The 22,515-nt window shown below is 72.7% G+C and carries 21 protein-coding genes; 12 read left to right on the forward strand and 9 right to left on the reverse strand.

Annotated features, from left to right (window positions below):
- Positions 1-160 precede the first annotated feature (160 nt).
- Together ABJI51_RS11740 and ABJI51_RS11745 are read right to left on the reverse strand one after the other, a co-directional pair.
- Positions 161-1,387: an HNH endonuclease signature motif containing protein gene (locus tag ABJI51_RS11740; protein ID WP_348950059.1), complete on the reverse strand. Its 1,227-nt coding sequence runs from the start codon at positions 1,385-1,387 to the stop codon at positions 161-163.
- A 67-nt stretch (positions 1,388-1,454) separates the two neighbouring features.
- Positions 1,455-1,934, reverse strand: a complete 480-nt coding sequence (locus tag ABJI51_RS11745; protein ID WP_348950061.1) for a MarR family winged helix-turn-helix transcriptional regulator — start codon at positions 1,932-1,934, stop codon at positions 1,455-1,457.
- An 88-nt stretch (positions 1,935-2,022) separates the two neighbouring features.
- On the opposite strand from ABJI51_RS11745, the gene ABJI51_RS11750 reads away from it, so the two are divergent.
- The 5 genes from ABJI51_RS11750 (at position 2,023) to ABJI51_RS11770 (ending at position 7,225) form a co-directional block, all read left to right on the forward strand.
- On the forward strand, positions 2,023-2,640 hold the full coding sequence (locus tag ABJI51_RS11750) for a GTP cyclohydrolase II (protein ID WP_348950063.1): 618 nt from the start codon (positions 2,023-2,025) through the stop codon (positions 2,638-2,640).
- 18 nt (positions 2,641-2,658) lie between these two features.
- Positions 2,659-3,531 carry a helix-turn-helix domain-containing protein gene (locus tag ABJI51_RS11755; protein ID WP_348950065.1) on the forward strand — a complete coding sequence of 291 codons (873 nt, stop codon included), beginning with the start codon at positions 2,659-2,661 and terminating at the stop codon, positions 3,529-3,531.
- A gap of 63 nt (positions 3,532-3,594) precedes the next feature.
- Entirely contained in the window at positions 3,595-4,065 is a 471-nt protein-coding gene (locus ABJI51_RS11760; RefSeq protein WP_348950067.1) for a (2Fe-2S)-binding protein, read from the forward strand.
- Entirely contained in the window at positions 4,065-5,063 is a 999-nt protein-coding gene (locus ABJI51_RS11765; RefSeq protein ID WP_348950069.1) for an FAD binding domain-containing protein, read from the forward strand. Before ABJI51_RS11760 ends, ABJI51_RS11765 begins: the two co-directional genes overlap by 1 nt.
- Positions 5,060-7,225, forward strand: a complete 2,166-nt coding sequence (locus ABJI51_RS11770) for a xanthine dehydrogenase family protein molybdopterin-binding subunit (protein ID WP_348950071.1) — start codon at positions 5,060-5,062, stop codon at positions 7,223-7,225. Before ABJI51_RS11765 ends, ABJI51_RS11770 begins: the two co-directional genes overlap by 4 nt.
- A 114-nt stretch (positions 7,226-7,339) precedes the next feature.
- On the opposite strand, the gene ABJI51_RS11775 is transcribed toward ABJI51_RS11770, so the two are convergent.
- From ABJI51_RS11775 to ABJI51_RS11785, 3 genes are all read right to left on the reverse strand, one after another.
- A complete protein-coding gene (locus tag ABJI51_RS11775) occupies positions 7,340-7,666 on the reverse strand; it encodes a hypothetical protein (RefSeq protein WP_348950073.1) in 327 nt (108 codons plus the stop codon).
- 110 nt (positions 7,667-7,776) lie between these two features.
- Complete coding sequence (locus tag ABJI51_RS11780) at positions 7,777-10,911, reverse strand: family 43 glycosylhydrolase (protein ID WP_348950075.1); 3,135 nt, start codon at positions 10,909-10,911, stop codon at positions 7,777-7,779.
- 85 nt (positions 10,912-10,996) lie between these two features.
- Positions 10,997-11,629: a class I SAM-dependent methyltransferase gene (locus tag ABJI51_RS11785; protein WP_348950077.1), complete on the reverse strand. Its 633-nt coding sequence runs from the start codon at positions 11,627-11,629 to the stop codon at positions 10,997-10,999.
- A 67-nt stretch (positions 11,630-11,696) separates the two neighbouring features.
- Here ABJI51_RS11785 and ABJI51_RS11790 point away from each other — a divergent pair, with 67 nt between their 5' ends.
- Positions 11,697-12,122 carry a MarR family winged helix-turn-helix transcriptional regulator gene (locus tag ABJI51_RS11790; protein WP_348950079.1) on the forward strand — a complete coding sequence of 142 codons (426 nt, stop codon included), beginning with the start codon at positions 11,697-11,699 and terminating at the stop codon, positions 12,120-12,122.
- On the forward strand, positions 12,119-13,183 hold the full coding sequence (locus tag ABJI51_RS11795; RefSeq protein WP_348950081.1) for a flavin-containing monooxygenase: 1,065 nt from the start codon (positions 12,119-12,121) through the stop codon (positions 13,181-13,183). The genes ABJI51_RS11790 and ABJI51_RS11795 overlap by 4 nt, the downstream gene beginning before the upstream one ends.
- Here ABJI51_RS11795 and ABJI51_RS11800 read toward each other — a convergent pair.
- Both ABJI51_RS11800 and ABJI51_RS11805 read right to left on the reverse strand, forming a co-directional pair.
- Positions 13,140-14,159 (reverse strand): hypothetical protein, encoded by a 1,020-nt coding sequence (locus tag ABJI51_RS11800; protein ID WP_348950083.1) that lies wholly within the window; start codon positions 14,157-14,159, stop codon positions 13,140-13,142. The two genes, ABJI51_RS11795 and ABJI51_RS11800, sit on opposite strands and share 44 nt — an antisense overlap.
- A gap of 67 nt (positions 14,160-14,226) precedes the next feature.
- Complete coding sequence (locus ABJI51_RS11805; protein WP_431605597.1) at positions 14,227-14,802, reverse strand: TetR/AcrR family transcriptional regulator; 576 nt, start codon at positions 14,800-14,802, stop codon at positions 14,227-14,229.
- A gap of 73 nt (positions 14,803-14,875) precedes the next feature.
- On the opposite strand from ABJI51_RS11805, the gene ABJI51_RS11810 reads away from it, so the two are divergent.
- From ABJI51_RS11810 to ABJI51_RS11825, 4 genes are read left to right on the forward strand one after another with little or no spacing between them, the layout of a single operon-like run.
- Complete coding sequence (locus ABJI51_RS11810; protein ID WP_348950084.1) at positions 14,876-15,877, forward strand: glycoside hydrolase family 113 protein; 1,002 nt, start codon at positions 14,876-14,878, stop codon at positions 15,875-15,877.
- A gap of 39 nt (positions 15,878-15,916) precedes the next feature.
- A complete protein-coding gene (locus ABJI51_RS11815) occupies positions 15,917-17,164 on the forward strand; it encodes an alpha/beta hydrolase (RefSeq protein ID WP_348950086.1) in 1,248 nt (415 codons plus the stop codon).
- A gap of 29 nt (positions 17,165-17,193) precedes the next feature.
- The gene (locus ABJI51_RS11820) at positions 17,194-18,009 is read left to right on the forward strand and encodes an MEDS domain-containing protein (RefSeq protein WP_348950832.1); all 816 of its coding nucleotides are present in this window, start codon (positions 17,194-17,196) and stop codon (positions 18,007-18,009) included.
- Positions 18,006-18,965 carry an anti-sigma factor RsbA family regulatory protein gene (locus tag ABJI51_RS11825; RefSeq protein ID WP_348950088.1) on the forward strand — a complete coding sequence of 320 codons (960 nt, stop codon included), beginning with the start codon at positions 18,006-18,008 and terminating at the stop codon, positions 18,963-18,965. The genes ABJI51_RS11820 and ABJI51_RS11825 overlap by 4 nt, the downstream gene beginning before the upstream one ends.
- A gap of 4 nt (positions 18,966-18,969) precedes the next feature.
- On the opposite strand, the gene ABJI51_RS11830 is transcribed toward ABJI51_RS11825, so the two are convergent.
- Complete coding sequence (locus ABJI51_RS11830; RefSeq protein WP_348950089.1) at positions 18,970-20,283, reverse strand: MFS transporter; 1,314 nt, start codon at positions 20,281-20,283, stop codon at positions 18,970-18,972.
- Between the two features lie 270 nt (positions 20,284-20,553).
- Here ABJI51_RS11830 and ABJI51_RS11835 point away from each other — a divergent pair, with 270 nt between their 5' ends.
- Positions 20,554-21,201, forward strand: a complete 648-nt coding sequence (locus ABJI51_RS11835) for a GTP pyrophosphokinase (RefSeq protein WP_348950091.1) — start codon at positions 20,554-20,556, stop codon at positions 21,199-21,201.
- On the opposite strand, the gene ABJI51_RS11840 is transcribed toward ABJI51_RS11835, so the two are convergent.
- A complete protein-coding gene (locus tag ABJI51_RS11840) occupies positions 21,198-22,508 on the reverse strand; it encodes a cytochrome P450 (RefSeq protein WP_431605598.1) in 1,311 nt (436 codons plus the stop codon). The two genes, ABJI51_RS11835 and ABJI51_RS11840, sit on opposite strands and share 4 nt — an antisense overlap.
- Between the last annotated feature and the right edge of the window lie 7 nt (positions 22,509-22,515).

Raw genomic sequence — 22,515 nt, forward strand, 5'->3', positions numbered from 1 at the left:
TGCCGGTGCCGGCTGCGGGGTGGCCTTGGCGGCCGGCGTGGGCAGACCGTGGGCTGCGCTGCCGGGCGGCCGGCGTGGGCAGGCCGTTGGCTGCGCTGCCGGGCAGGCGGCATGGCGGGGTGGCCGAGGCACCGGTTGGTGTCTCGGCCGTCCCGGCCGGTCAGGCTGCTTGGTGTTGGGGTGGGTCGTGGGCGGTGTTGCGGATGGGTCTTCGTTGTGGGTCGACCCAGGCCGGGGGTATCCAGTAGACGGTGCCGTGGTGGATTTGGATGTCCCAGCCGCCGTGGTGGATGAGTTGGTGGCAGCGTTCGCAGACGAGGGCGAGGTCGTTGATGTTGGTTTTGCCGCCTTGGGTGGCCCAGAAGATCACGTGATGCGGTGTGGTCCATTTCGGGCCGCGCGGGCAGCCCGGCCGGGTGCAGCCCCGGTCCCGGATCGCCAGGGCTCGTCGCTGGGCCGGGGTGGCGGTGCGGGCAGATCTGCCGAGGTCCAGGACCTGGCCTTCGCCGCCGAGGACGGCGGGGTAGATCTTGGCATCGCACAGCCACCTGCGTAGCTGCGAGACCGGCACAGCCCGGCCGTCGTCGAGGGTGGCCAGCCCGGAGTCGCGCAGGAGGTCTTTGTAGGCGATGGTGACGGTGGCGACGGCGCGTTCCCCGGCCTTGACCGGCAGCCCATCCGCACGGGCGGCGAGGTCGAAGATCGCCGCCACCGCATCACCCTGCCGCTGGGACAGAGTGCGGGGGTCGGGGTTGCCGTGCTCATCCGCCGGATCCGGTTTGGCCAACGGCACGAACAAGTCCTCGGCCAGGTGGCCGGTTTCGGCGTCGAACTCGCCGGAGAACTTCATCCGTCCGTCGCGGGTCCAGCAATACCGGAACTCCCGCCGTGGCCGGGCCAGCTCCTGCTCCCGAGCCGCGGGTTCTTTCCCTTCGAGGTCCCAGTAGGCCAGCAGACGCTGCCCGGCTTTCCGCACAGTCGACGGGATTGCCTGCCGCGCCAGCTCCAGCAACGTCACCTCATCCGAGGCCAGCCGCCCCACCTCAAGCGTGGCGGGAGCCTGCCGCAGAACCTTCACGATCTCCAGCGCGTGATCGGGGCTGATGTCCCCAGCGGCCAGGGCGGCGCGTACTCCGGTGAATTCGGTGGTGGCCAGCACGACCCGGGTCCGGGCGTCATCCCAGGACAGACGCGAAGCACTGACCAGGAACCCTGCGGTGTCCCGGCACCCGGAAGCACGCCCCAGGCCACGCCGCTCGGCCTCGGCCACCAGGTCCAGGTGCCGGGCGTACGCGGCCCGGAGAGATTTCTCGGCAGCGCACAGTGCTGTGGCGAGCTGCTCGTCGGAGAGCTGCCACGCTGCTGAGGTCTGCCCGGTGTCGGCCATGCCCCCACGTTAGCCGAACACGCGTTCGAACATCATCACACGATCAGGTAGTCCACAATGGACAAATTCAGTCGCTGCATCCAGGATCCCGGTCGGTGAGCATGCGCCGGTTGACTTCGCCGAGTCCGTCGGCCAGTGCGGTCAGCTGATCCGGGGTGAGCACGTCGATCAGCAGCTCACGCACGAGCGCGACATGGCCCGGCGCGGCTTGCTCCAGCAGGGCCATCCCCTCGTCGGTGAGCACCGCGTAGACCGCGCGCGGGTCGCTCTCGCACGCGCGCCGCCGGACCAGGCCTGCGCGTTCCAGCTGGCCGATCTGGTAGGTCAGCCCGCTCTTCGAGTTCGACACCGCGCAGGCCAGCTCCGTCATCCGCAGCTCGTGGTCCGGGGCCGCGGAGAGCCGGGCCAGGATCACGTACTGCAGGTGGGATATCCCCGAATCCTGCTTCAGCTGCTGGTCGAGCCGCCGGTTGAGCAGCTCGTAGGTGCCGATGAACGCGTTCCAGGCCCGCTTCTCCTCGGCGTTCAGCCAGCGCGTACGACCCATGTCACAACGGTACCTCTTGTTCAAATTCGAACTCAAGGAGTACGGTCGGCATCACAGTTCAAATTTGAACGAGACGCCTGGAGTCGCCATGATCCCCGCCGCTGCCACCGTCCGCACCCGGGTGCGGGTTCCGCTGCACTTCGCCGACGGCTTCTCGGCCACCGCCGAGGTCGTCACCTTCGACGGCCTGGCCGACGGCGCCGAGCACCTCGCTCTCGTCTTCGGGGACGCGGCCAGGCCGCTGGTGCGCATGCACTCCGAGTGCCTCACGGGTGACGTCTTCGGCTCCGCGCGGTGCGACTGCGGGCCGCAGCTGCGCGAGGCCGTCGAGCGCATCGACGACGCCGGTGGCGTCCTGCTCTACCTGCGTCAGGAGGGCCGGGGCATCGGCCTGTACGCCAAGCTGGACGCCTACGCCCTGCAGGACGCCGGGCTCGACACCTACCAGGCGAACACGGCGCTGGGCCTGCCCGAGGACGCCCGCGACTACACCGCCGCCGCCCAGATGCTCGCCGCGCTGGGCATTGCCGAGGTCGACCTGCTCACCAACAACCCGGACAAGGTCCGGCAGCTGCGGGAGCGGGGCATCGGCGTGGCCGCGACCGTGCCCACCGGCGTCCACGCCACCCCGGACAACCTCCGGTACCTGCACGCCAAGGTCCGGCACACCAGCCACACCCTGGCCCTGCCCGAGCTGGCGGGCTGAGCCGGTTAGGGTCGAGGTGTGTCCGAGGCGTTCGTTCCGGCGGCCGGGTCGCGGGTGCGGCTGTGCAGCCGCCGCGACAACGGCTGGTCCGCGCTGCTCGTGCGAGTCCTGGACAACGCCGAGCAGGCCGAGGTCGACCTGCCGCCCGCCGACGAGCAGGTTCTCGTGCTGGTCAGCGCGGGGACCAAGACGATCGAGTCGCGACAGGGCGCCCGCTGGCGGCGGGCGGGCTACGGCCCCGGCTCGATCGGCCTGACCGCGCCCGGCCACGCCACCCGCATCCGCTGGCACGGCCCCGCCCGCACGCTGACGACGCATGTCCACCTGCCGGGCGCCCTGGTCGACCGCACCGCGCTGGAGCTGTGGGGCAAGGACGCGACGCGGCTCGGGCGTCCGGACGCACTGGCCGTCGAGGACCCGGTGCTCGCGTCGGTGGCCGAAGCCCTCGGCGCGGCGGCGCTGGCCGGGGCGGACGAGCTGTACGCGGAGTCGGCGGCGGCGTTCCTGGCCGTGCACCTGCTGACCCGGCACGCGGCGGCGCCCCAGCCCCGCGAGCTGGGCCGCGAGGAGCTGCGGACGCGCCGGGCCGTCCGGTTCATCCGGGACAACCACCACCTCCCGCTGACCCTGGCGGACATGGCCGCCGCGGCGGACCTGAGCCCGTTCCACTTCCTGCGCGTGTTCAAGGCCGCGACCGGGCAGACGCCGTACCGCTACCTCACCCGGGTCCGGGTCGAGCGGGCCTGCCGCCACCTCGAACGCGGCGACCTGTCGGTGACGGAAATCGCGCAGGTGTGCGGATTCGCGACGCCCTCGCGGTTCGCGTCGGCCTTCCGTGCCCAGATCGGGCAGTCGCCTTCCGCGTACCGGGCCGCGGTCCGAGCGCAATAAACGGCCGTCCCGCAGCAATCACGGGAAAGCGCTGCCGCGTCGCGCGCGGTTAGCGTCGCGGGCGTGTCCACTCCGGAAATCGAAACGACCGTCAACGGCGAAGCCGTGCGGCTGCGGCTGGACCCGCGGGAGTCGCTGCTCGACGTGCTCCGCGAACGGCTCGGCCTGACCGGTACGAAGAAGGGCTGCGACCAGGGCCACTGCGGGGCCTGCACGGTCCACCTCGGCGGGCGGCGCGTCGTGTCGTGCCTGACCCCGGCCGTCCAGGCCGCCGGGCAGGACGTCACCACCATCGAAGGCGTCGCCGGGCCCGACGGCGGCCTGCACCCGCTGCAGCAGGCTTTCGTCGACCACGACGCCCTCCAGTGCGGCTACTGCACGCCCGGCCAGATCATGTCCGGCCTGGCCTGCATCGCCGAAGGCCACACGGCCGACGACGACCAGATCCGCGAGTACCTCAGCGGCAACCTCTGCCGCTGCGGCGCCTACGCCGGCATCGTCGCCGCCGTCCGCCAAGCCGCCGGGGAGGCCTGATGCGTCCCTTCGCCTATTACGCGCCCGACAGCGTCGATTCGGCCGTCGAAGCCCTGCGGAACGCCGTGCCCGGCACCAAGGTGCTCGCCGGCGGCACCACGCTCTGCGACCTGATGAAGCTCGGCATCGAGACCCCGCCCGCCGTAGTCGACGTGCACCGGCTGCCCGAGCTGGCCGGGATCGAAGCGGGGGAGCGCGAACTCGTCTTCGGCGCCGGGGCGCGGATGGCCGACGTCGCCGAGCACCCGGCCGTCCGCGAGGGCTGTCCCGCGCTGGCGGAATCGCTGTCGCTGGCCGCGTCGCAGCAGCTGCGGAACATGGCGACCGTCGGCGGCAACCTGTTGCAGCGCACGCGGTGCAGCTACTTCCGCGGCGGCCCGGAGTTCCCGTGCAACAAGCGCGAACCCGGCAGCGGCTGCGCGGCGCGCGGCGGCCACGACCGCACGCACGCGCTGCTCGGGACCAGCGACGCCTGCATCGCGACCTATCCGGGTGACTGGGCGGTCGCGCTGCTGGCCTTCGACGCCGTCGTCGACGTCGCCGGCCCGCGCGGCGAACGCACCGTGCCGCTCGCGCAGCTGCACGTCGAGCCGGGGGACGACCCGTCCCGCGAGCACACCCTGGACGCCGGCGAGCTGATCCTGCGCATCCGCGTCCCGGTGACACCCGCGGGCCGCGGCTCGGTCTACCTCAAGATCCGTGACCGCGAGTCCTACGCCTTCGCGCTCGCGTCGGCCGCGGTCGCGCTGACCGTGGCCGACGGTGTCATCGGCGACTGCCGGATCGCGCTCGGCGGGGTCGCCACCCGGCCGTGGCGGGCGGTGGACGCCGAACGCGCGCTGCGCGGCGCGCCCCTGACCACCGAGAATGCCCGCCACGCCGGGGAAATCGCCTTCGACGGCGCGCGGCGCGGCACCACCAACGGATTCCGGGTCGAGCTGGGCATCCGCACGGTCGCCGACGCCGTGCGCCTTTCCGGGGAGAGGGCCACCCGATGACATACCGCGTCGACGCTCACGAGAAAGTCACCGGCCGGGCCGCCTACGGCACCGACCGCGTCCCGGACGGGCTCGCCCACGCGGCACTCGTCCCGGCCCGGATCGGCCGCGGCCGCGTGTCGCATGTGGACACTTCAGCGGCGGAAGCCGTGCCCGGCGTGCTGCTCGTGGTGACCCGGTTCGACGCCGGGGAGCTGCGCGGACCCGGCTTCATCATGGGCGGCGGGTTCTCCTTCCAGAGCCTGCAGCCGCTGCTCGACGACCACGTCGCCTACCGCGGCCAGCCGATCGCGCTGGTCGTGGCGGAGACGCCGGTCGCCGCGGCCGAGGCGGCGTCGCTGGTCACCGCCGGGTACGAACCCGAGCCGGCGGCCGTGCGCCTCGCCGCCGACGGCGCGACCACGCTGGTGCAGGAGGAGGCGATCCCGCTGCCGTTCCTCGCCGACATCAAAGTCGGCGACGCCGACGCGGCGGTGGCCGCGAGCCCGGTCCGGGTCGAAGGCAGCTACGAGCACGCGGCCCAGCACGCCGTCCCGATGGAACTCAACGGCGCCGTCGTCGAGTGGCGCGACGGCACGCTCGTCGTGCACGAAGGCACCCAGAACGCCGCCGCGGTCCGGCACGGGCTCGCCCAGCAGCTCGGCCTCGACCCGGCGCGCATCGAGGTCCGCTCGCCGTACGTCGGCGGTGGTTTCGGGCAGAAGAACTCGCTGCAGCCGCACCTGGCGCCGCTGGCGCTGGTGGCGAAACGGCTGGGCCGCCCGGTCAAGCTGGTGCTCTCGCGCCCGCAGACGTTCCACAACGGCAGCTTCCGCCCGGCCACGCGCCACCGCGTGCGCCTGGGCGCGGACGCCTCCGGCCGGATCCTCGCCGCCGTGCACGAGGTCGACCAGCAGACCTCCCGCCACGACCTCTTCCCGGCCATGCACACCGAAGTCACCTCGCGGCTCTACGGCTTCCCGGCGTTCCGCGGCCGCCACCGGCTGGTGCAGACCGACGTGCAGACTCCCGGGTACATGCGGGCGCCGTTCGAGAGTTCGGCGATGTTCGCGTTCGAGTCGGCGGTCGACGAGCTGGCCTGCGTCACCGGGCAGGACCCGGTCGCGCTGCGGCTGGCCAACGACACGCGGACCGACCCGGTGAGCGGACGGCCGTTCTCCACCCGCTACCTCGCCGAATGCCTCCGCCGCGGCGCGGAAAAGTTCGGCTGGGCGAGCCGCGACCCGCGGCCGGGATCGATGCGGGCGCCGGACGGCTCGCGGATCGGCTGGGGTGTCGCCGTCGGCGCCTACCCGGGGCACGCCGCACCCGCCGTCGCGCACCTGACCGCGAGCGCGGACGGCCGCGTGACGGTCGGCGTCGACGGCCACGAGATGGGTCAGGGCATCCGCTCGTCGATCGCCCTGCTCGTCGCCGGCGACCTGGGGCTCGACGTCCGGGACGTGCAGGTGCGCGTCGGCGACACCCGGTTCGCGCCGCAGCACCTGACGGCGGGTTCGTGGGGGACCGCGACCGCCCTGCCCGCCGTCCACGCGGGACTGCGGGAGCTGCGCAAGCACCTCGACGCCGCGGCCACCGGCGCGGTCGACGTCGCCGCGGCCGTCGCGCGGCTCGGGCATCCGGTCGAGGTCGAGGTGACGACGACCGGGCCGGGGCAGCCGCCCGAGGCGGCCGGGCAGGCGAAGGCCGGGCACCTGGCCATCTCCGGGCCGGTCTACCCGGAGTTCAGCACCTTCAGCTGGGTCGCCCACTTCGTCGAGGTCCGCGTCGAGCCGACGACGTGCCGCATCCGCGTGCCGCGCGTGGTCAGCGTCGTCGACTGCGGCCGGGTCGCCAGCCCGGTGACCGCGGCGAGCCAGGTGCGCGGCGGCGTGGTGTGGGGCATCGGCGGGGCACTGCGCGAAGAAAGCCTGGCCGACCCGCGCTTCGGCGGTTTCCTCAACGCGACGCTCGAGGAGTACCCGGTCATGGTCAACGCCGACGTCCAGCGGATCGACGTCGCCTTCGTCGACGAGCCCGACCTGCTGTTCAACCCGGTCGGGGTCAAGGGGCTGGGTGAGGTGGCGATGGTCGGCGTGGCGGCGGCGGTGGCCAACGCGGTGCACCACGCCACCGGACGGCGGCACCACCGCCTGCCGATCCGCGTCGAGGACGTCCTCTGATCCCTCAGTGCCGGGAAGACGCCGCCGCCAGCTGCTCGGTGATCTCCGCCAGCAGCTCGGCCGCGGCCTGGTCCAGAGCCGCCAGGTCGGCCAGGGTCGTCTCGGTGGTCGTTTCTACGGGCACAGCTCCTCCTCGAGAGCGTCGTGGCGGGCGACGACGGCGGCGGCGAACGCGGCGTGCACGCGGAGGTACTCGTCGCGGCCGACTGCGGCATCGGCCCATTCGTGCCAGCGGATGTGCGCCTGCGCCACGTCGAGCTTTGCGCTCGCGGCCACCTTCAGCGGGCTGGTGCCGCCGAGGATCGCCTGGTGCATGAGCGACGGCGACGCGCTCCGGGCGAGATCCGCCAGCGCGGCCAGCCGGGCCAGCTCGGCGAGCGCGTCACGCGCGACCGGACGGTGGCGTGGCCGGGGAACCCCGTCGGTCAGGACGCTGGTCATCAAACGACTCCTGGAAGCAGAAGCAACCCGAACGGCGGGTGTTTACCCCGGGCTGACCGGGGCAAACACCCGCCGTTCGTGATCTCCGTCTCACCGGGTCGAGTGACGCCTCAGATTGCCCGGACCGTCCCGCAGTGCCACGGGATCCGCTGCGGCCGCACGCTTTCCAGCGTCGGCACCACCGGGGCGATCGTGCCGTCGCGGCGGAAGGTCAGCTTGTCGATCGTCGTCTCGCGGTGGGTGCCGTCGCCGCCCGGGATGCCGAAGCGGTGGTAGGCCAGGTACCAGTCGTCGGTGCCGGGGACCTGCAGCATCGAGCTGTGCCCGGTGCCGAGGATGCCCAGGTGGGCGTCCTTGCTCAGGATCAGGCCGTGGTTGGTGAACGGCCCGGTGGGGCTCGGCGCCGTCGCGTAGCCGACGCGGTAGTCCTCGCTGCGGGTGTCGTCGATCGACCAGCTCAGGTAGTACGTGCCCTTGCGCTCCACCATGAACAGGCCCTCGCGGAAGCCGTCCAGTCCGTTCAGCCGGGTGATCTTCGCCGGGTCGTAGGACACCATGTCGTCGTTCAGCGGGACGACGTAGGCGTTGCCGTTGCCCCAGTACAGGTACGGCTGCCCGGTGTGGTCGAGGAACACCGCCGGGTCGATCGCCTGGCCGCCGTCGGGGTTCTTCGCGATCAGCGGCTTGCCGGAGTCGACGAACGGGCCGGTCGGGGAGTCGCTGACCGCGACGCCGATCTTGGCTTCGGCGCAGAAGTAGAAGTAGTACTTCCCGTTGTGCTTGGCGATGGTCGGCGCCCAGGCGTTCTTGTCGGCCCAGCTGACGTCCTTGCCCAGGTCGAGGATGACGCCCTCGTTCTTCCAGTCGACGAGGTTCTTCGACGACCAGGCCGAGAACTTCGTCCCGCTCCAGCCGTCGAAGCCGTCGGTGGTCGGGTACAGGTAGTACGTGTCGCCGAACGCGACGATGTTCGGGTCGGCGTTGTAGCCCGGCAGGACCGGGCTGCGGACCTCGTGCGCCTCGACCGTCCACACGCGACGGTCGCCGCCCGCGCCGGTGACGGTGAACTTCTTGGGCGTGCTCAGGTTCACCGGCTTGCCGTTGTCCGGCTTGATGGTCGCGCCCGGCGCGAGGCCGAACTTCGGGGCGAGCCGGCGCAGGTCGGTGCCGGGCTTCACCGGCAGCACGACCGTTCCGGCGCCGGAGTCGATGACGGCCGGGGTCTTCAGCTCGGGCAGCTCGACCGATCGGATCGTGGTGCTGTTGGACGGCAGCGCGGCGACCTCGAGCCCGGACAGGGCCCGGTTGTACAGCCGCACGTCCTTCATCTTGCCGGTGAAGGTCTTGTCGCTCGCGTACACCGACCGGCCGAGGTAGTTCGCCGCGGTGACGCCGCCGCCGAGGTCCGACGGCTTGATCGTCGCGTTGGTGTTGCGGGCGACTTCCACGCCGTCGAGGTAGAGCACCTCGACGCCGTTGCCGACGGTCAGCGTGACGTTCTTCCAGACACCGCGCGGCAGGCCGCGGCCGGAGTCCGCACCCTGCTCGGTGCTCCAGTTGCCGGTCGCGATGGCACCGCGGAAACCGCCGCCGGTCGTGCCGCCGGTGGTGAACAGGTAGCCGTTCCCGGCCCCGTCGCGGCCCGTGTTGCCCAGGCCCCACAGGAAGTACGGCGTCTGCTGGGCCGGGTCGACCAGGACGTCGGCCGAGACGGTGGCCGCCGCGGCCCCGGTGAGCAGGTTGTTCGGCAGCTGGACGTGCCCGTTCTTACCGCCGAAGGCCAGCGCGCCGTCGCTCCAGCTGACGTCGCCGGCGAGGGCGCCGTCGTAGCCGTGCCCGGTGGTGTCGGCCGCGACGGTGCCCGACTTCGCGTCGAGCGGCCAGTGCGCGACGAGGCCGTTCGCGTCGGCCTTCACCGGCGCCGGGGGCGCGCTCAGCCGGTTCATCTCCGCCTGCGTGACCGGCAGGACGGTGCCGTGGCGCGGCGACGCGGGCAGGTGCGCCCCGGCCGACATCGTCCACTTGCCGGAGTTCAGGTCGGTCGTCTCGAACGGGACGTACCCGCGGCCGCCGAACTCGTCGATGAACAGGTACCACTTGTTCTCGGTGTTGGACTTGAAGCCGGTCGGGCCTTCACCCGCGGACAGGCCGGGGCTGGTGGCGGTGGCCTTGCCGATGCAGTCGGCGACGAAGGCGTAGTGCGGGTCGAGCAGGTCGGTGGACTTCTCTTCGGTGATGAACTTGCTGCACGGCGTGGTCGAGGTGTTGTTGCGCTCGTCCTTGGTGAAGCGGTAGTAGGTGTCCTGGTCCTTGATGATCGTCGAGTCGATCACCGAGTAGCCGGGGTCGTTCCACACCTGCGCCGGGGTGAAGGTGACGAAGTCCCGCGTCGTCGCGTACATCATGCGGTTGTAGCTGTCGCCGGTGTGGTTCGGGTCGTTCTCGGCGTAGAGCTTCGAAGCCCAGTAGACGACGTAGCTGCCGCGCTTGGCGTCCCAGAACGCTTCCGGCGCCCAGGTGTTGCCCGCGGTCGGCGGCGAGACCTGGACACTGCGCTGGCGCGACCAGTGCGCGAGGTCGGTGGACTCCCAGACCATGATCGAGCGGCTGCCGCTGCGCTGGGCGGCGTCCCACCCGCGGCCGTCGTAGATCCGCAGGTCGGTGGCGAGCAGGTAGAACTTGTCGCCGTCGGGGGAGCGCAGGATGAACGGGTCGCGCACGCCGAGTTCGCCGAGGCTGGACTTGAGGATCGGCTGGCCGTTGTTGAGCTCGGTCCAGTTCAGCGGGTCGTTGCCGCGGCTGAGGGCGGAGTAGATCTGCTCGCCGTTGGACGTGCCTTCGCCGGTGAAGTAGAAGAAGCTGTAGCCGGCCAGCGGTTCCTGGACGGGCTTGGGGACGACGGTGGCGGTGAAGCGCCGGACGGTGCTCTCCCGGCCGAGGCTGACCTTCGCGGTCAGGACGACCTTCGCGGGAGCGGCCCCGGTCGGCGGCCGGGTGACCTCGCCGGTCGGGGTGATCACGGCGGGCGCGGACGACGCCCAGCTGACGCTGGTGCCGTCCGGGCCGCTCGACGGCAGCGTGAGGTTGCCGCGGACGTCGTCGATACCGGGCACGGACAGGGCTTCGGCGGCGGCCTTGAAGGCAGGCGAGGGTGCCGCGCCGGCGGTGGGGACGCTGCCGAGGGGCACGAGTGCGGCCACGACGGCCAGCACGACGCCGAAACGGCGTGGGGAGAACAACCTCATCGTTGTCGGTCCTTAGGGCGCGTGGTGCATGTTAACGTTAACATGGAACGGGGTACGCTGACCCTAAGTCCGGGCTGTCCGATGGTCAAGAGCCGGAAGTGGGGCCCGGCCGGGCTGCTTTCACCGCCGCGACCCGCTCGACGGTGCCGAGCTTGAGCCGTTCGGACCGGATCACCGCGAACCCGGCCGCGCCGAGCAGAGGCAGCGGACGGCGGGTCAGGTGGTCGCCGATCATCCGCACGGTGAACTTCTCCAGCAGCCGCTGGCCGCAGCGGAGCACCGCGTGGCGGCTGCCGATGTGGTCGAGCAGCAGCAGCTTGCCACCCGGGCGCAGCACCCGGTGCATTTCCGCGAGCGCGCTCCGCTCGTCCGGCACCCCGCACAACCCGAGTGTGCAGACCACGGTGTCGAACGAACCGCCGGCGAAGGGCAGCGCCTGCGCGTCTCCCTCGTGCAGTGCGACGTCGAGTCTCAGGCCGGCTGCCCGGTCTCGGGCGATCGCCAGCATGCCCGGGCTGAGATCCAGGCCGGTGAGCCGCACCCCGGCCGGGTAGTACGCGAAGTTGCGGCCGGTCCCCACCGCGACCTCCAGGACGTCACCGGCCGCCTGGGTGCACACCCATTCCCGGCCGCCGGCGAACTGGAGCCGTTCCAGGAAGCCGATGTCCCGGTCATAGCGCCGCGAATACTCGTTCCACCGGTCGCGCAGGTCCGTCATCGCCCCTCCTCAATTTACTGAACTGGCTTCACTATGTAGTATCTTCACGGAATGGGGAAGGGGATGTATGCACGGCGACCCGGTCGAGGCGTTCGACAAGGCCTTCGAGCTGGCCGCGCGGCTGGCCGAGGCGATGCGGCAGGCGCTCGCCGAGCGCGGCCTCACCGCCAGCCGCGCCGAGGTGATCTACGTGCTCGCCCGCGAGGGCGAACTCGTCCAGCGAGCCCTGGCGGAGGCCTTGCGCTGCACGCCCCGGCACGTCACCGGTCTCGTCGACCAGCTCGAGGAGGCGGGGCTCGTGCAACGGCGCCCGCATCCGCGGGACCGGCGGGCGACTTCGGTTGCGCTGACCGCAGGAGGGGCCGCGACCGCCCGCTGGATGGCCGAAAGCCGGCACACCGCGGCGCGTGCCCTCCTGGGTGACGTGCCCGGCGACGACCTGGCGGCGTTCGTCCGGGTCGCCGACGTCCTCCTCGGCGGGGTCACCGCGTGACCGGCCACGACGTCGCCGTGGTCGGCGGGGGCCAGGCGGGTCTCGCGATCGGGCGCGAACTCGCCCGCGCCGGGCTGTCGTTCGTGCTCCTCGACGCCGGTCCCGCGGTCGGGCACACGTGGCGGGAGCGCTGGACGTCACTGCGCCTGTTCACCCCGGCCCGCTTCGCCGCCCTGCCCGGGCTGCCGTTCCCCGCCGAACCCGACTCCTACCCGGGCAAGGACCAGGTCGCGGACTACCTCACGGCCTACGCGGCGGCCTTCGACTTGGCAGTCCGCACGAGCACCCCTGTCAGTGCGCTGACCCGAGCCGGTGCCGGATTCGCCCTCGCGACACCCGGGGAGTCCGTGCGGGCGCGGCAGGTCGTCGTCGCGACCGGCCCGTTCCAGCGGCCGGTGGTGCCGGCATGTGCGGCCGGGTTCGCTTCGGAAGTGCTTCAGCGGCACAGCAGCGAATACCGCGACACCGTCCCCTTCCGCGGCCGCCGGGTTCTCGTGGTCGGCGGCGGCAACTCCGGTTTCCAGATCGCCGGGGAACTGGCTGCCGACGCCGCGGTGGGCTCGGTGCTGCTGGCAGTCGGCACTCGCAATGCCGTTGTGCCGCAGCGCATTCTCGGCCGTGACCTGTTCTGGTGGCAGGTCCGCACCGGGCTGATCACCGCGCCCGCCACCTCGCTTCGCGGCCGCTGGATGCGCCGCGGCGAAGGCACCGTCATCGGCTGCCCACGCCGGACACTGCGCTGTCTTGGCGTCGGCTTCCGCGGGCGGCTGACCAGAGCGCACGGGTCCACCGCCGTCTTCGCCGAGGGCCCTCCGGTCGAGGTGGACGCCGTCGTCTGGGCCACCGGATTCCGCCGGGACGACACGTGGATCCACATCCCGGACGCTCTCCGCGACGGGCGGCTGCGGCACCGCGAAGGCGTCACCCCGGTGCCGGGCCTGTATGTCCTCGGCCTGCCGTGGCAGCGGACGGCGGGCTCGGCGCTGCTCGGTTTCGTCGGCGCCGACGCCACCCGGCTCAGCCGGCGGGTCGCAGCCCGAGCCGGTCCAGCTGCCGGGTGATTTCCTCCCGTGGATACGGCGTCTTGCGGCTTTCGCCGTGCAGGGCGAAATAGAACTCGTTCACCACGGTGGCCAGCGGGGCGTACTTCCGCAGGAGCGCGCCCTCCTCCGGCGACAGCTCCGGTACCGCGCGGCCCGCCGCGCAGTCGCGGACGAAGTCGTTGCGGACGCTCGGATGCGGCCAGCGGCGCAGCCGGGCCGCGATCCGGTTGACCAGCTGGGTCAGCACGTAGGCCCGGTCGTGGGTGGCGTGGGTGGCGAGGAACTCCGCCTCCGCGTCCGCCAGCTCGAACCGGGCCGCCACGGCGAGGCCGAAGTCGGTGAGATAGAGCCGGTCGCCGTCGGTGACGATGTTGGCGAAGTGCGCGTCGAAGTGCTGGATCTCCTGGCTGGCCAGGAAATCCGTGACGGCGAGCAGGTCCGCTTCGACGGCCCGGTCGCCGAGGTCCGGGTACCGGGTGACGGTGTGCGGCAGGTACTCCAGGAACAGCACGAGGTCGGCGGTGGACGCCGCGAGGGCTTCGAGGCGGCGGCGCACGCCCGGGTCGCCGTGCCAGAAGGCGACGTCGCGTTCCAGTGCGGCTCGGTCCAGCGGGCCGCGGGGGAGGCCGGGCAGGACCCGCCAGTGGTGCAGCAGCAGGAAGTTCCCGCACTGTCCCTTGTGGACCCAGTCGCTGGCCAGGCGGTGCGCGGCCAGCTCCCGCCACGCGCCACCGCCGGCGGAGCCGACACCGTAGTGCGACCACGGCGGCAGCCCGTACAGGTCGGCGGTCGACCCCTCGTGGCGCCGCTCGACGTCGGTGAGGGCGACTCGCTTCACGAACACCGGCCCGCCCTCGGCGGTCAGCCGCCAGGTGGTGCCGCCGATCCCGGCGCCGAGCGGGGACGCCGAGTCGAGCAGGGCGGTGAGCTGCCGGTGGTCCAGCTCCGCCAGTGCGGCCGAGACGCGGTCGTGGCGGGCGATGCGTGCGTTCACGGGCGCCGCCGCACGAGGGGAGGAGGATTTCGTCGGCCAGCTCGGTCGTGGCGGGCTGTCCGCGTGTTCACGGCTGCCGCCGCACGAGGGGCAGAAAGACTTCGTCGACCAGCTCCACAATCACCGCATCGTCCACTGTGGTCAGTCCGCGGGTGAGATATTCGTGGCGCAGCAGGTCGAGTGCGACGGTCGCGACCCGCCCCTTCACCGGACGTGCTTCACCCCGCTCCACTGCCCGGTCCACGACCGCCAGCCAGGCGCTCGCGGCTCCTTCGGCGGCCTGCTCGTGCAACCGTCCCAGCAGGTCCGGGTCGTCGCCGACCCCGGCGAGGAGGCCGCGCAGGACCCGGGCCGCCGGCGAGGACAGACCGCAGTTGACCGCGCGCAGCAACGCCAGTGCGTCGTCGCGGAGGCTGCCGGTGTCGGGTGGCCGGAGCCGGTCGGCGGCCAGGTTCCTGTAGGCGGCGACGCCGAGCGCGGCCCGGTGCGGCCAGCGGCGGTAGATCGCGTTCTTGTTGGTGCCCGCGCGCTGGGCGACCCGCTCGATGGTCAGCCCGGCGTACCCCGACTCGGCGAGTTCGTCCGCGGCCGCACGCAGGATCGCCTCTTCCAGCTCGGCACCCCGGCGCCGGGTCTTCGTCATCAGCCCTCCTGTAACGCACCCTACCGAACCGGGAGAGTACGGTACGTACCGTACCCTATCGAGAGGAGCCCGCATGCGTGCCCAGGGCATCGGTTACGACACCGGCTTCGAACGCGGCGGCCGGTTCAACCGCCCCTTCGAGCCCGGCCTGGTCCGGCGCGAGCTGACGATCATCCGCGACGCCCTGCACTGCACGGCGGTCCGGCTGATCGGCACCGACCTCGACCGGATCGAGTTCGCCGCCCGCGAGGCGGCCGCGCTGGGGCTGGAGGTGTGGTTCTCGCCGTTCCCGTGGGATCTTCACCCGGACGAGGTCCTCGCTCTGCTCGCCGACGGCGCCGAGCGGGCCGAGCGCCTGCGCGCGGACGGCGCCGAGGTCGTGTTCGTCGCCGGCGCCGAGCTGAGCCTGTTCTGCCACGGCTTCCTGCCCGGCGACGGCATCGCCGGACGCGTGGCGAACCTGATCGCCTCGCGTGACCTCGTCGCCGGGCTCCCGGCGCGTGTCAACGCCTTCCTGGCCCGGGTGGTGCAGCAGGTCCGGGCCCGGTTCGGCGGCCGGATCACCTACGCGGCGGTGCCGCTGGAGCGCGTCGACTGGGCGCCGTTCGACATCGTGTCGGTCGACGCACACCGGTCGAAGGAGGTCGCGCACGTCTACCGCGAAGGCATCCGGACGCTGGTGGCGGCGGGCAAGCCGGTGGCGATCACCGAATTCGGGGTGACGCCCTACCGGGGCGCGGCCGACCGCGGCGCGCGCAGCGGCGAGATCATCGAGTACGACGGCGAAATCCCGGTGCGGCTCGACGGCGAATACGTCCGCGACGAGGAAGAGCAGGCCCGGTACTTCCGCGAGCTGCTGGAGGTGTTCACCGAGGAAGGCGTCGACGCGGCGTTCGCGTGCACGTTCGCCTGCTACGGGCTGGTGCATCGCGCGGATCCCCGTGCGGACCTCGACATGGCGAGCTGGGGCGTGGTGAAGGTCCTCGAAAACGGGACGGGACAGACGTTCCCGGGCGTGCCGTGGGAGCCGAAGGCGGCGTTCGGGGCGCTCGCCGAGTGCTACGCGCCGCGGTAGCCGTGGCGACGCGCGGACGTCCGGGGTGACACTGGCGGGATGAAGGTCGTCGACGGGCAGCGCCGCGGTTACCGCGCGCCGTCGGCGGATCCGCCGCCGCTGCGCCGTGGTCCCGTGCTGGTCACGGCCGCTTTCGCCGCGCTCGGCGGTGCCCTGATCCCGGCGGCCGCGGTGCCCGCGCTCTGGCGGGTCTGGCAGCTCTACGCGATGGAGTTCGGCGCCGTCGCCCTGGTGGAACTCGGGGCTGTCGTCGCGGTGCTCGGCAGGCCCACCCGCCGGACCGCCCGCTTCGCAGCACTCGCCGCGACGGCCGCGCTCGGCCTGTGGGTGCTCAGCCGGCCGCTGGACCTGTTCACGCGGCTCGATCCCTGGCAACCGGCGGACACCGTGGTCGGCTTCACCGACTACGTGGCCGCCGGGCTGCAGGTCGTCGCCGTGACCGGGTTCCTGGTCGTGGCGCGGCGGCGGGCGCACCCGTGGCCGCCGGCGGTCCGCCGGGTGGCGGCGTGGATCGTGCTGTTCCCGGTGCTGCTGCTGGTGCTCGCGGTGGGCGCGGCGGGCACCGTCGCGGCGGGCGACGGCATCCGGGGGACCGGGGCGTCGGCCCTGCTCGACGGCGGCACGGTCGAGTACTGCCGCCCCGGCGGCGTCCCGCTCGCGATGGACCTGGCCCGCCCCGGCGCTCCCGGGCCGTCCCCGGTGGCCCTTTTCCTGCACGGCGGCGGCCTCATCGTGGGCAACCGCAAGGCCGGTGGCGCAGGCGAGCTGGTCACCGGGTCGCGGTCCGGGCCGCTGCGCGCGGAGCTGACGGCACACGGGTTCACCGTCGCCTCGATCGACTACCGGCTCGCGCCCGCGGCGCCGTGGCCGTCCCCGCTCGACGACGCCCGCTGCGCGGTCCGGTTCCTCGTGGCCCACGCCGCCGCGCTGGACGTCGACCCCGCGCGGATCACCGTGGCCGGTACCGGGGCGGGCGGCACGCTGGCGGCCCTGCTCGGCGTCACCGGAACCGTGCCGCTCAAGGCGGTCGCCGCGCTGTCGGCACCCGCGGACCTCGCCGGGCCGGACCTGCCGTCGCGGGTGCGGGCGTTCCTGGCACCGGGCCGGTCCGCGAGCCCCCTGGCGTACCCCGCGGCGGGCGCACCGCCGTTCCTCGTCGGCAACGGCGGTGCGAAGTCGGCGGAGTTCGCCGCGCACCTGCGCGTGGCGGGCGTCCCGGTGACCGAGGGACCGGTGCCCGACCGCGCGGTCGCGGAGTTCCTCGCCCGCGAGGCCGACCGTCACTGAGGGCACCGGCGTATGGTCGGACCGTGCAGATGCCGACCCGACCGGAGCGCAGCCACGTGTGCTGGGCTTTCCGGCGACGGCACGAGTTCGCCGAACGCGCCGGGGAGTTCCTCGCCGAGGGGCTGGCCGCGGGGGAACGCGTCCTCTACGTCGCTTCCGGTGATCCCGGTGCCCTCGCGGCGCACCTGGGCACCCCGACGTTCGACGAGCACGTCCGCCGCGGTGCCCTGCAGCTGTCGCCGGTGGACTCGGCCTATCCCGCCGGGACCGTCGTCGACCCCGCGGCCCAGGTCGGGCGCTACGCCACGGCGACGGAGGCGGCGCTGGCCGCGGGCTACACCGGCCTGCGGGTCGCCGCCGAGGTGACGTCGCTGGCGCGCACACCGGCCCAGCTGGACGCGTTCGCCCGCTACGAGCACCTGGCGGACCACTACATGGCGGCCCATCCGATGACCGCGATGTGCGGCTACGACGTGGGCGAACTCGGCGAGCAGGCCGTCGCCGAGCTGGCCTGCCTGCACTCCCGTGCTTCCGAGGGTGTGACATCGTTCCACCTGCACGGTCATGCGCGCGGCGGCTGTGCGGCCGCGCTGGACGGAGAGCTGGACATGAGGGTCCGTCAGGTGTTCCCCCGGGCGCTGGAGCGCGCGGACCTGCAGCCTGCCGGGGGAACCATCGTGCTCGACGCGGGCGGGCTGACCTTCGTCGACCACCGCAGCCTGCTCGACCTGGCGGACTACGCCGAAAGCCGCGCCGCCACGGTCGTCCTGCGCACGCGGCTGTCGACCGCCGCCCGCCTGGTCGAGCTGCTCGACCTCGCCCGTGTCCGCGTGGAGCACGCGTGACCGCCACCGACCAGCGCGGGTACGACCACGCCGCCGTCCACTACACCTCCGACGCGGAACTGCTCGCCGTCGTCGTGCCGTTCCTCGAGAAGGGGATCGCCGCGGGGGAGCCGACCGTCGTGTCCCTGGAACCCCGGCGGGCCGAGCTGGTGCGGGCCGCGCTGCCGCGGTCCGCGGGCACCCACTACCTGATCATCGAGGACGTCTACGTGCGGCCGGCCGCGGCCATCAGGTCCTACCGCGACCTGATGGCCCGGCTGGTCGGCGGCGGCGCCACCGGCATCCGCATCTTCGGCGAGATCCCGGCCGCCGCGATCGGCGCCGACTGGAGTTCGTGGGCCCGCTACGAGGCCGCGGTCAACCACGCCTACGACGAGTTCCCGCTGCGCAGCATGTGCGCCTACGACACGCGCACCACGCCGCGGCAGGTGCTCGACGACGTCGCCCGCACCCACCCGTTCCTCGCCACGCCCGACGGCGGCCACCACGTCAACGCCGGCTACGTCGACCCGGTGGCGTTCCTCGCGGCCCCGCAGCCGATGACGCCGTACCCGGTCCAGCAGACCGCGCCGCTGGTCGAGCTGATCGACCCGCAGCCACCGGCCGCCCGCCGCGCCGTGCTGGACTTCGACCGGACCGGCCTGCCCGCCGCCGAGCTGGACGACCTCGTCCTGGCGGTCAGCGAGATCGTCGACAACGCCCTGCGCCACGGCCGTCCCCCGGTCCGGTTCCGGCTCTGGGCAGGCCCCGGCCAAATGGTCGTCACCGTGCACGACACCGGGGACGGCGTCGGCGACCCGTTCGCCGGCCTCCTGCCCGCCGACCGCCACATCGGCGGCCGCGGGCTGTGGATCGCGCACCAGATCTGCAGCCAGGTCACCCTGCACCGCGACGACACCGGGTTCACCGTCCGGCTCACCGCCGGACGGCCACCCGGTGACGTCACGCCGGCCTGACCGGCTACGGCTTCGGCACCGACTGGCCTTCGTGGCGGGCGGCCGAGGCCGCCACGTCCGGGGTGAGCGTGCTGCGGTGGGTTTCCCGCAGGGCCAGCACGCAGACGGCGGACAGCAGGCAGAACGCGGCGATGGTCCACGACACCGGCGTCGTCGAGCCGCCGCCGCTGGCGCGCTGCAGCTCGGCGAAGATCAGCGGCGCGAACCCGGCGCCGAGCCCGGCGAGCTGGTAGCCGAGCGACGCGCCGGTGTACCGGCTGCCGGTGCTGAACAACTCGGAGTAGAGCGCGGCGAGCGGGCCGTACATCATCGGGTGAATCACGCCCTGGCCGATGACGAGTGCGAGGACCAGTGCCAGGCCGCTGCCGCTGCGGACCATCGGGAACAGCACGAACCCGAAGACCGCCATGACGACCACGCCGGCCAGCACGACCGGGCGGCGGCCGATCCGGTCGGACAGCGCCGACCACAGCAGGATGCCCGCCACCGCGCAGGCTGAGGACAGCGTGAGCGCGTTGAGCACTTCCTGGCGCGGATGTCCGTGCTGGACGCCGTAGGCGAGGACGAAGGTGGTCAGCGTCGCCTGGACGACGAACGCGGCGAGCCCGACGCCGATGCCCAGCAGCAGCACGCGCGGGTGGTCACGCAGGACGGCCACCACCGGGAGCCGCTTTTCCTTGGGCGCGGCCACGAACGCGGGTGTCTCGTCGACGCGGGAGCGGACGAACAGGCCGATGCCGAGCAGGACGATGCTGAGCAGGAACGGGATCCGCCAGCCCCAGGCGAGGAAGTCGGCCTCGGAGGTGAGCGCGGCGGTGCCGGACATGGCGAGCGTCGAGACGACCATGCCGCTCGGCGCGCCGGCGTTGGTGAACCCGGCCCACAGGCCGCGGCGCGACCGCGCGTGTTCGGCGGACATCAGCACGGCGCCGCCCCATTCGCCGCCGACGGAGATGCCCTGGACCACGCGGAGCAGGACCAGGCCGAGCGGGGCGGCGGGCCCGATTTCGGCGTAGCCGGGCAGGAGCCCGATGAGGAAGCTCGACACGCCCATCAGCGTCATGGTCAGCACGAGCATCCGCTTGCGGCCCAGCCGGTCGCCGAAGTGCCCGAAGAGCAGTCCGCCGAGCGGGCGCGCGAGGTAGCCGGTGGTGAAGGTGCCGAAGCTGGCGACCGTGGCCAGCGCCGGATCGAGGTCGGCGAAGAAGACCTTGCCGAAGACCACCGCGCTGGCGGTGGCGTAGAGGAGGAAGTCGTAGTACTCGATCAGGCTGCCGAGAAAGCTGGACGCGACCGCTCTGCGGAGCTGAGTGCTCATGGAGGTCCACCCTCGTCGTCGGGGGCGTGCGGCGGGGAGAGCAGGTTCGTCCCGGGGGGACGACGGGTGACGCGGGCCCTAACGCTAGTCATCAGCGTGACGGCCGTCAATGTTCTGCACAACATCAAGTGCCCGGTCGCTGTGCCGTCCACTGTGGATGGTGCGCGGCTGCTGTCCCTGGGGGGAACTCCGCCGAGTCGCCGGTCGTTGACGGGGTGGAGCGCAGTACCCTGGCGCTCGGACCACGACCGACGACAGCACGAGGCTTCAGTGACCACCGATCCGGCGGCCGGGGACCTGCGCGAGGCGGCCGACGAGCTGGCCATCGCCGGGCAGCTCCCGCGCTTCCTCCTGATGTACAAGTTCGCCATCGAAGAGCTGATGACGAAACTGCGGATCCTCAGCGAGGAGTTCGACTTCGTCCACCGGCACGACCCGATCGAGCACATCACCAGCCGGGTGAAGCGGCCGGAAGCCATCAAGGAGAAGGTGCGGCGGCGGGGGCTGGGCGGCGACTGGGTCGCCGCGGCCGCGGCGCTCGACGACATCGCCGGGGTGCGGGTCGTCTGCCCCTTCGTCTCCGACGTGCACGCCGTCGCGCGGATGCTCACCGCGCAGGACGACGTCGAACTGCTGCGCACCAAGGACTACATCGCGCGGCCGAAGGCCAACGGCTACCGCAGCCTGCACCTCATCGTCCGGATCCCGGTGTTCCTCTCCGACCGCGTCGAAAAGGTCAAGGTCGAGGTCCAGCTCCGCACGATCGCCATGGACTTCTGGGCGGCCGTCGAGCACAAGCTCTCCTACAAGTACCGCGACCGCGTCCCGGAGGACTTCGCCGGCGAGCTGGCCGAGGCCGCCCGGACCGCCGCCGACCTCGACGCCCGGATGGCCGCGCTGCACGAACGGCTCCGCTAACTCCCCAGCACCGCGGGCAGGTTCTCGTACCCGCGCAGGATCCGCGTCTCGCGGCGGCGGCCGCCGGGCAGCACGCGCAGGCCGGGGAACCGCTCGAAGATCGTGCGCAGCCCGATCTCGCCCTCCATGCGTGCCAGCGACGCGCCCAGGCAGTGGTGGCGGCCGGCGCCGAAGGACACGTGGTCGCGCGCGCCGTCCCGGGTGACGTCGAACGTGGCCGGGTCGGGGAAGACCGCCGGGTCGCGGTTCGCCCCCGCCAGCACCGTGGTCACCAGCGCCCCGCGGGGCAGCGGCACCCCGGCGACCTCGGTGTCGCGCGCCGCCAGGCGGCCGGTCAGCAGCACCGGCGGGTCGTACCGCAGCACCTCCTCGACCGCGTTGCCCCACAGCTGCGGCCGCTCACGCAGCACGGCGAGCTGCTCCGGCGCGTTCGCCAGCAGGGCGATGCCGCTGCCGAGCAGGTTGACGGTCGTCTCGAAACCGGCCGCCAGCACCAGGCCCGCGGTCGACTTCAGCTCCGTCTCGGTGAGGCCGACACCGTCGTCGCGGGCGGCGACGAGCTTGCTGAACAGGTCGTCGCCCGGATGGCGGCGCAGGTGGCCGAGGTGCTCGCCGAGCCACGTGTCGAACTCGGTGAGCGCGGTCTCGACGTCGCGAAACGTGCGCCAGCCCAGGCCGAGGTCGAGGCTCGGCGCGGCGGCCGCGCCCAGCGACAGCACCTTGCCGAGGTCGGACCGCGGCACGCCGAGGATCTCGCTGATCACCGTCACCGGCAGCAGGCCGCAGTACGCCTCGACCAGGTCCACCGGGGCGCCCGGGTCGAGGGCGTCCAGCAGGCTGTCGGCGATCTCCTGCACGCGCCCGCGCAGCTGCTCGACGGCGCGCGCGGTGAACACGCCGGTGACGAGCTTGCGGTAGCGCGTGTGCTCGGGCGGGTTGACCGCGAGCAGCGACGGCGGCCGCACCGGGTGCAGGTGCCCGCCCGCCGACCAGGTGGCCAGGCGGCCGAGCGCCGAGCCGTCGGAGACGGTGATGCCGACGCGGAAGTCCTCGCTCGACAGCACTTCCCGGACCGCGGCGTGCGTGGTCGTCGTCCAGCCGAAGCGGGTCCGGGCGAGCGGGCCCGCGGCGCGGATCTCCTCGAACAGCCCGGTCAGGTCGCGGCCTTCGGCGGCGGCGACCACCATCCGGCCCTGCAGGTCGCCGCGCCGGGCTTCGCGGCGCAGCAGTGTCCGCGGCAGCGCATGGCCGATACTCCACCTGATCAGCGGTTTCGTCCGGTTCAGGGCTCCTGCGAGCACCGGCATCCCCTTT

Source organism: Amycolatopsis melonis, assembly GCF_040064235.1.
In the GTDB taxonomy this organism is placed as follows: domain Bacteria; phylum Actinomycetota; class Actinomycetes; order Mycobacteriales; family Pseudonocardiaceae; genus Amycolatopsis; species Amycolatopsis melonis.

Excerpts from the sequence above, each read along its gene's own strand:
- ABJI51_RS11740 (WP_348950059.1), bottom strand. The coding sequence starts at position 1,387 with ATGGCCGACACCGGGCAGACCTCAGCAGCGTGGCAGCTCTCCGACGAG.
- ABJI51_RS11745 (WP_348950061.1), bottom strand. The coding sequence starts at position 1,934 with ATGGGTCGTACGCGCTGGCTGAACGCCGAGGAGAAGCGGGCCTGGAAC.
- ABJI51_RS11750 (WP_348950063.1), top strand. The coding sequence starts at position 2,023 with ATGATCCCCGCCGCTGCCACCGTCCGCACCCGGGTGCGGGTTCCGCTG.
- ABJI51_RS11765 (WP_348950069.1), top strand. The coding sequence starts at position 4,065 with ATGCGTCCCTTCGCCTATTACGCGCCCGACAGCGTCGATTCGGCCGTC.
- ABJI51_RS11770 (WP_348950071.1), top strand. The coding sequence starts at position 5,060 with ATGACATACCGCGTCGACGCTCACGAGAAAGTCACCGGCCGGGCCGCC.
- ABJI51_RS11775 (WP_348950073.1), bottom strand. The coding sequence starts at position 7,666 with ATGACCAGCGTCCTGACCGACGGGGTTCCCCGGCCACGCCACCGTCCG.
- ABJI51_RS11780 (WP_348950075.1), bottom strand. The coding sequence starts at position 10,911 with ATGAGGTTGTTCTCCCCACGCCGTTTCGGCGTCGTGCTGGCCGTCGTG.
- ABJI51_RS11785 (WP_348950077.1), bottom strand. The coding sequence starts at position 11,629 with ATGACGGACCTGCGCGACCGGTGGAACGAGTATTCGCGGCGCTATGAC.
- ABJI51_RS11790 (WP_348950079.1), top strand. The coding sequence starts at position 11,697 with ATGCACGGCGACCCGGTCGAGGCGTTCGACAAGGCCTTCGAGCTGGCC.
- ABJI51_RS11805 (WP_431605597.1), bottom strand. The coding sequence starts at position 14,802 with ATGACGAAGACCCGGCGCCGGGGTGCCGAGCTGGAAGAGGCGATCCTG.
- ABJI51_RS11810 (WP_348950084.1), top strand. The coding sequence starts at position 14,876 with ATGCGTGCCCAGGGCATCGGTTACGACACCGGCTTCGAACGCGGCGGC.
- ABJI51_RS11815 (WP_348950086.1), top strand. The coding sequence starts at position 15,917 with ATGAAGGTCGTCGACGGGCAGCGCCGCGGTTACCGCGCGCCGTCGGCG.
- ABJI51_RS11820 (WP_348950832.1), top strand. The coding sequence starts at position 17,194 with ATGCCGACCCGACCGGAGCGCAGCCACGTGTGCTGGGCTTTCCGGCGA.
- ABJI51_RS11830 (WP_348950089.1), bottom strand. The coding sequence starts at position 20,283 with ATGAGCACTCAGCTCCGCAGAGCGGTCGCGTCCAGCTTTCTCGGCAGC.
- ABJI51_RS11840 (WP_431605598.1), bottom strand. The coding sequence starts at position 22,508 with ATGCCGGTGCTCGCAGGAGCCCTGAACCGGACGAAACCGCTGATCAGG.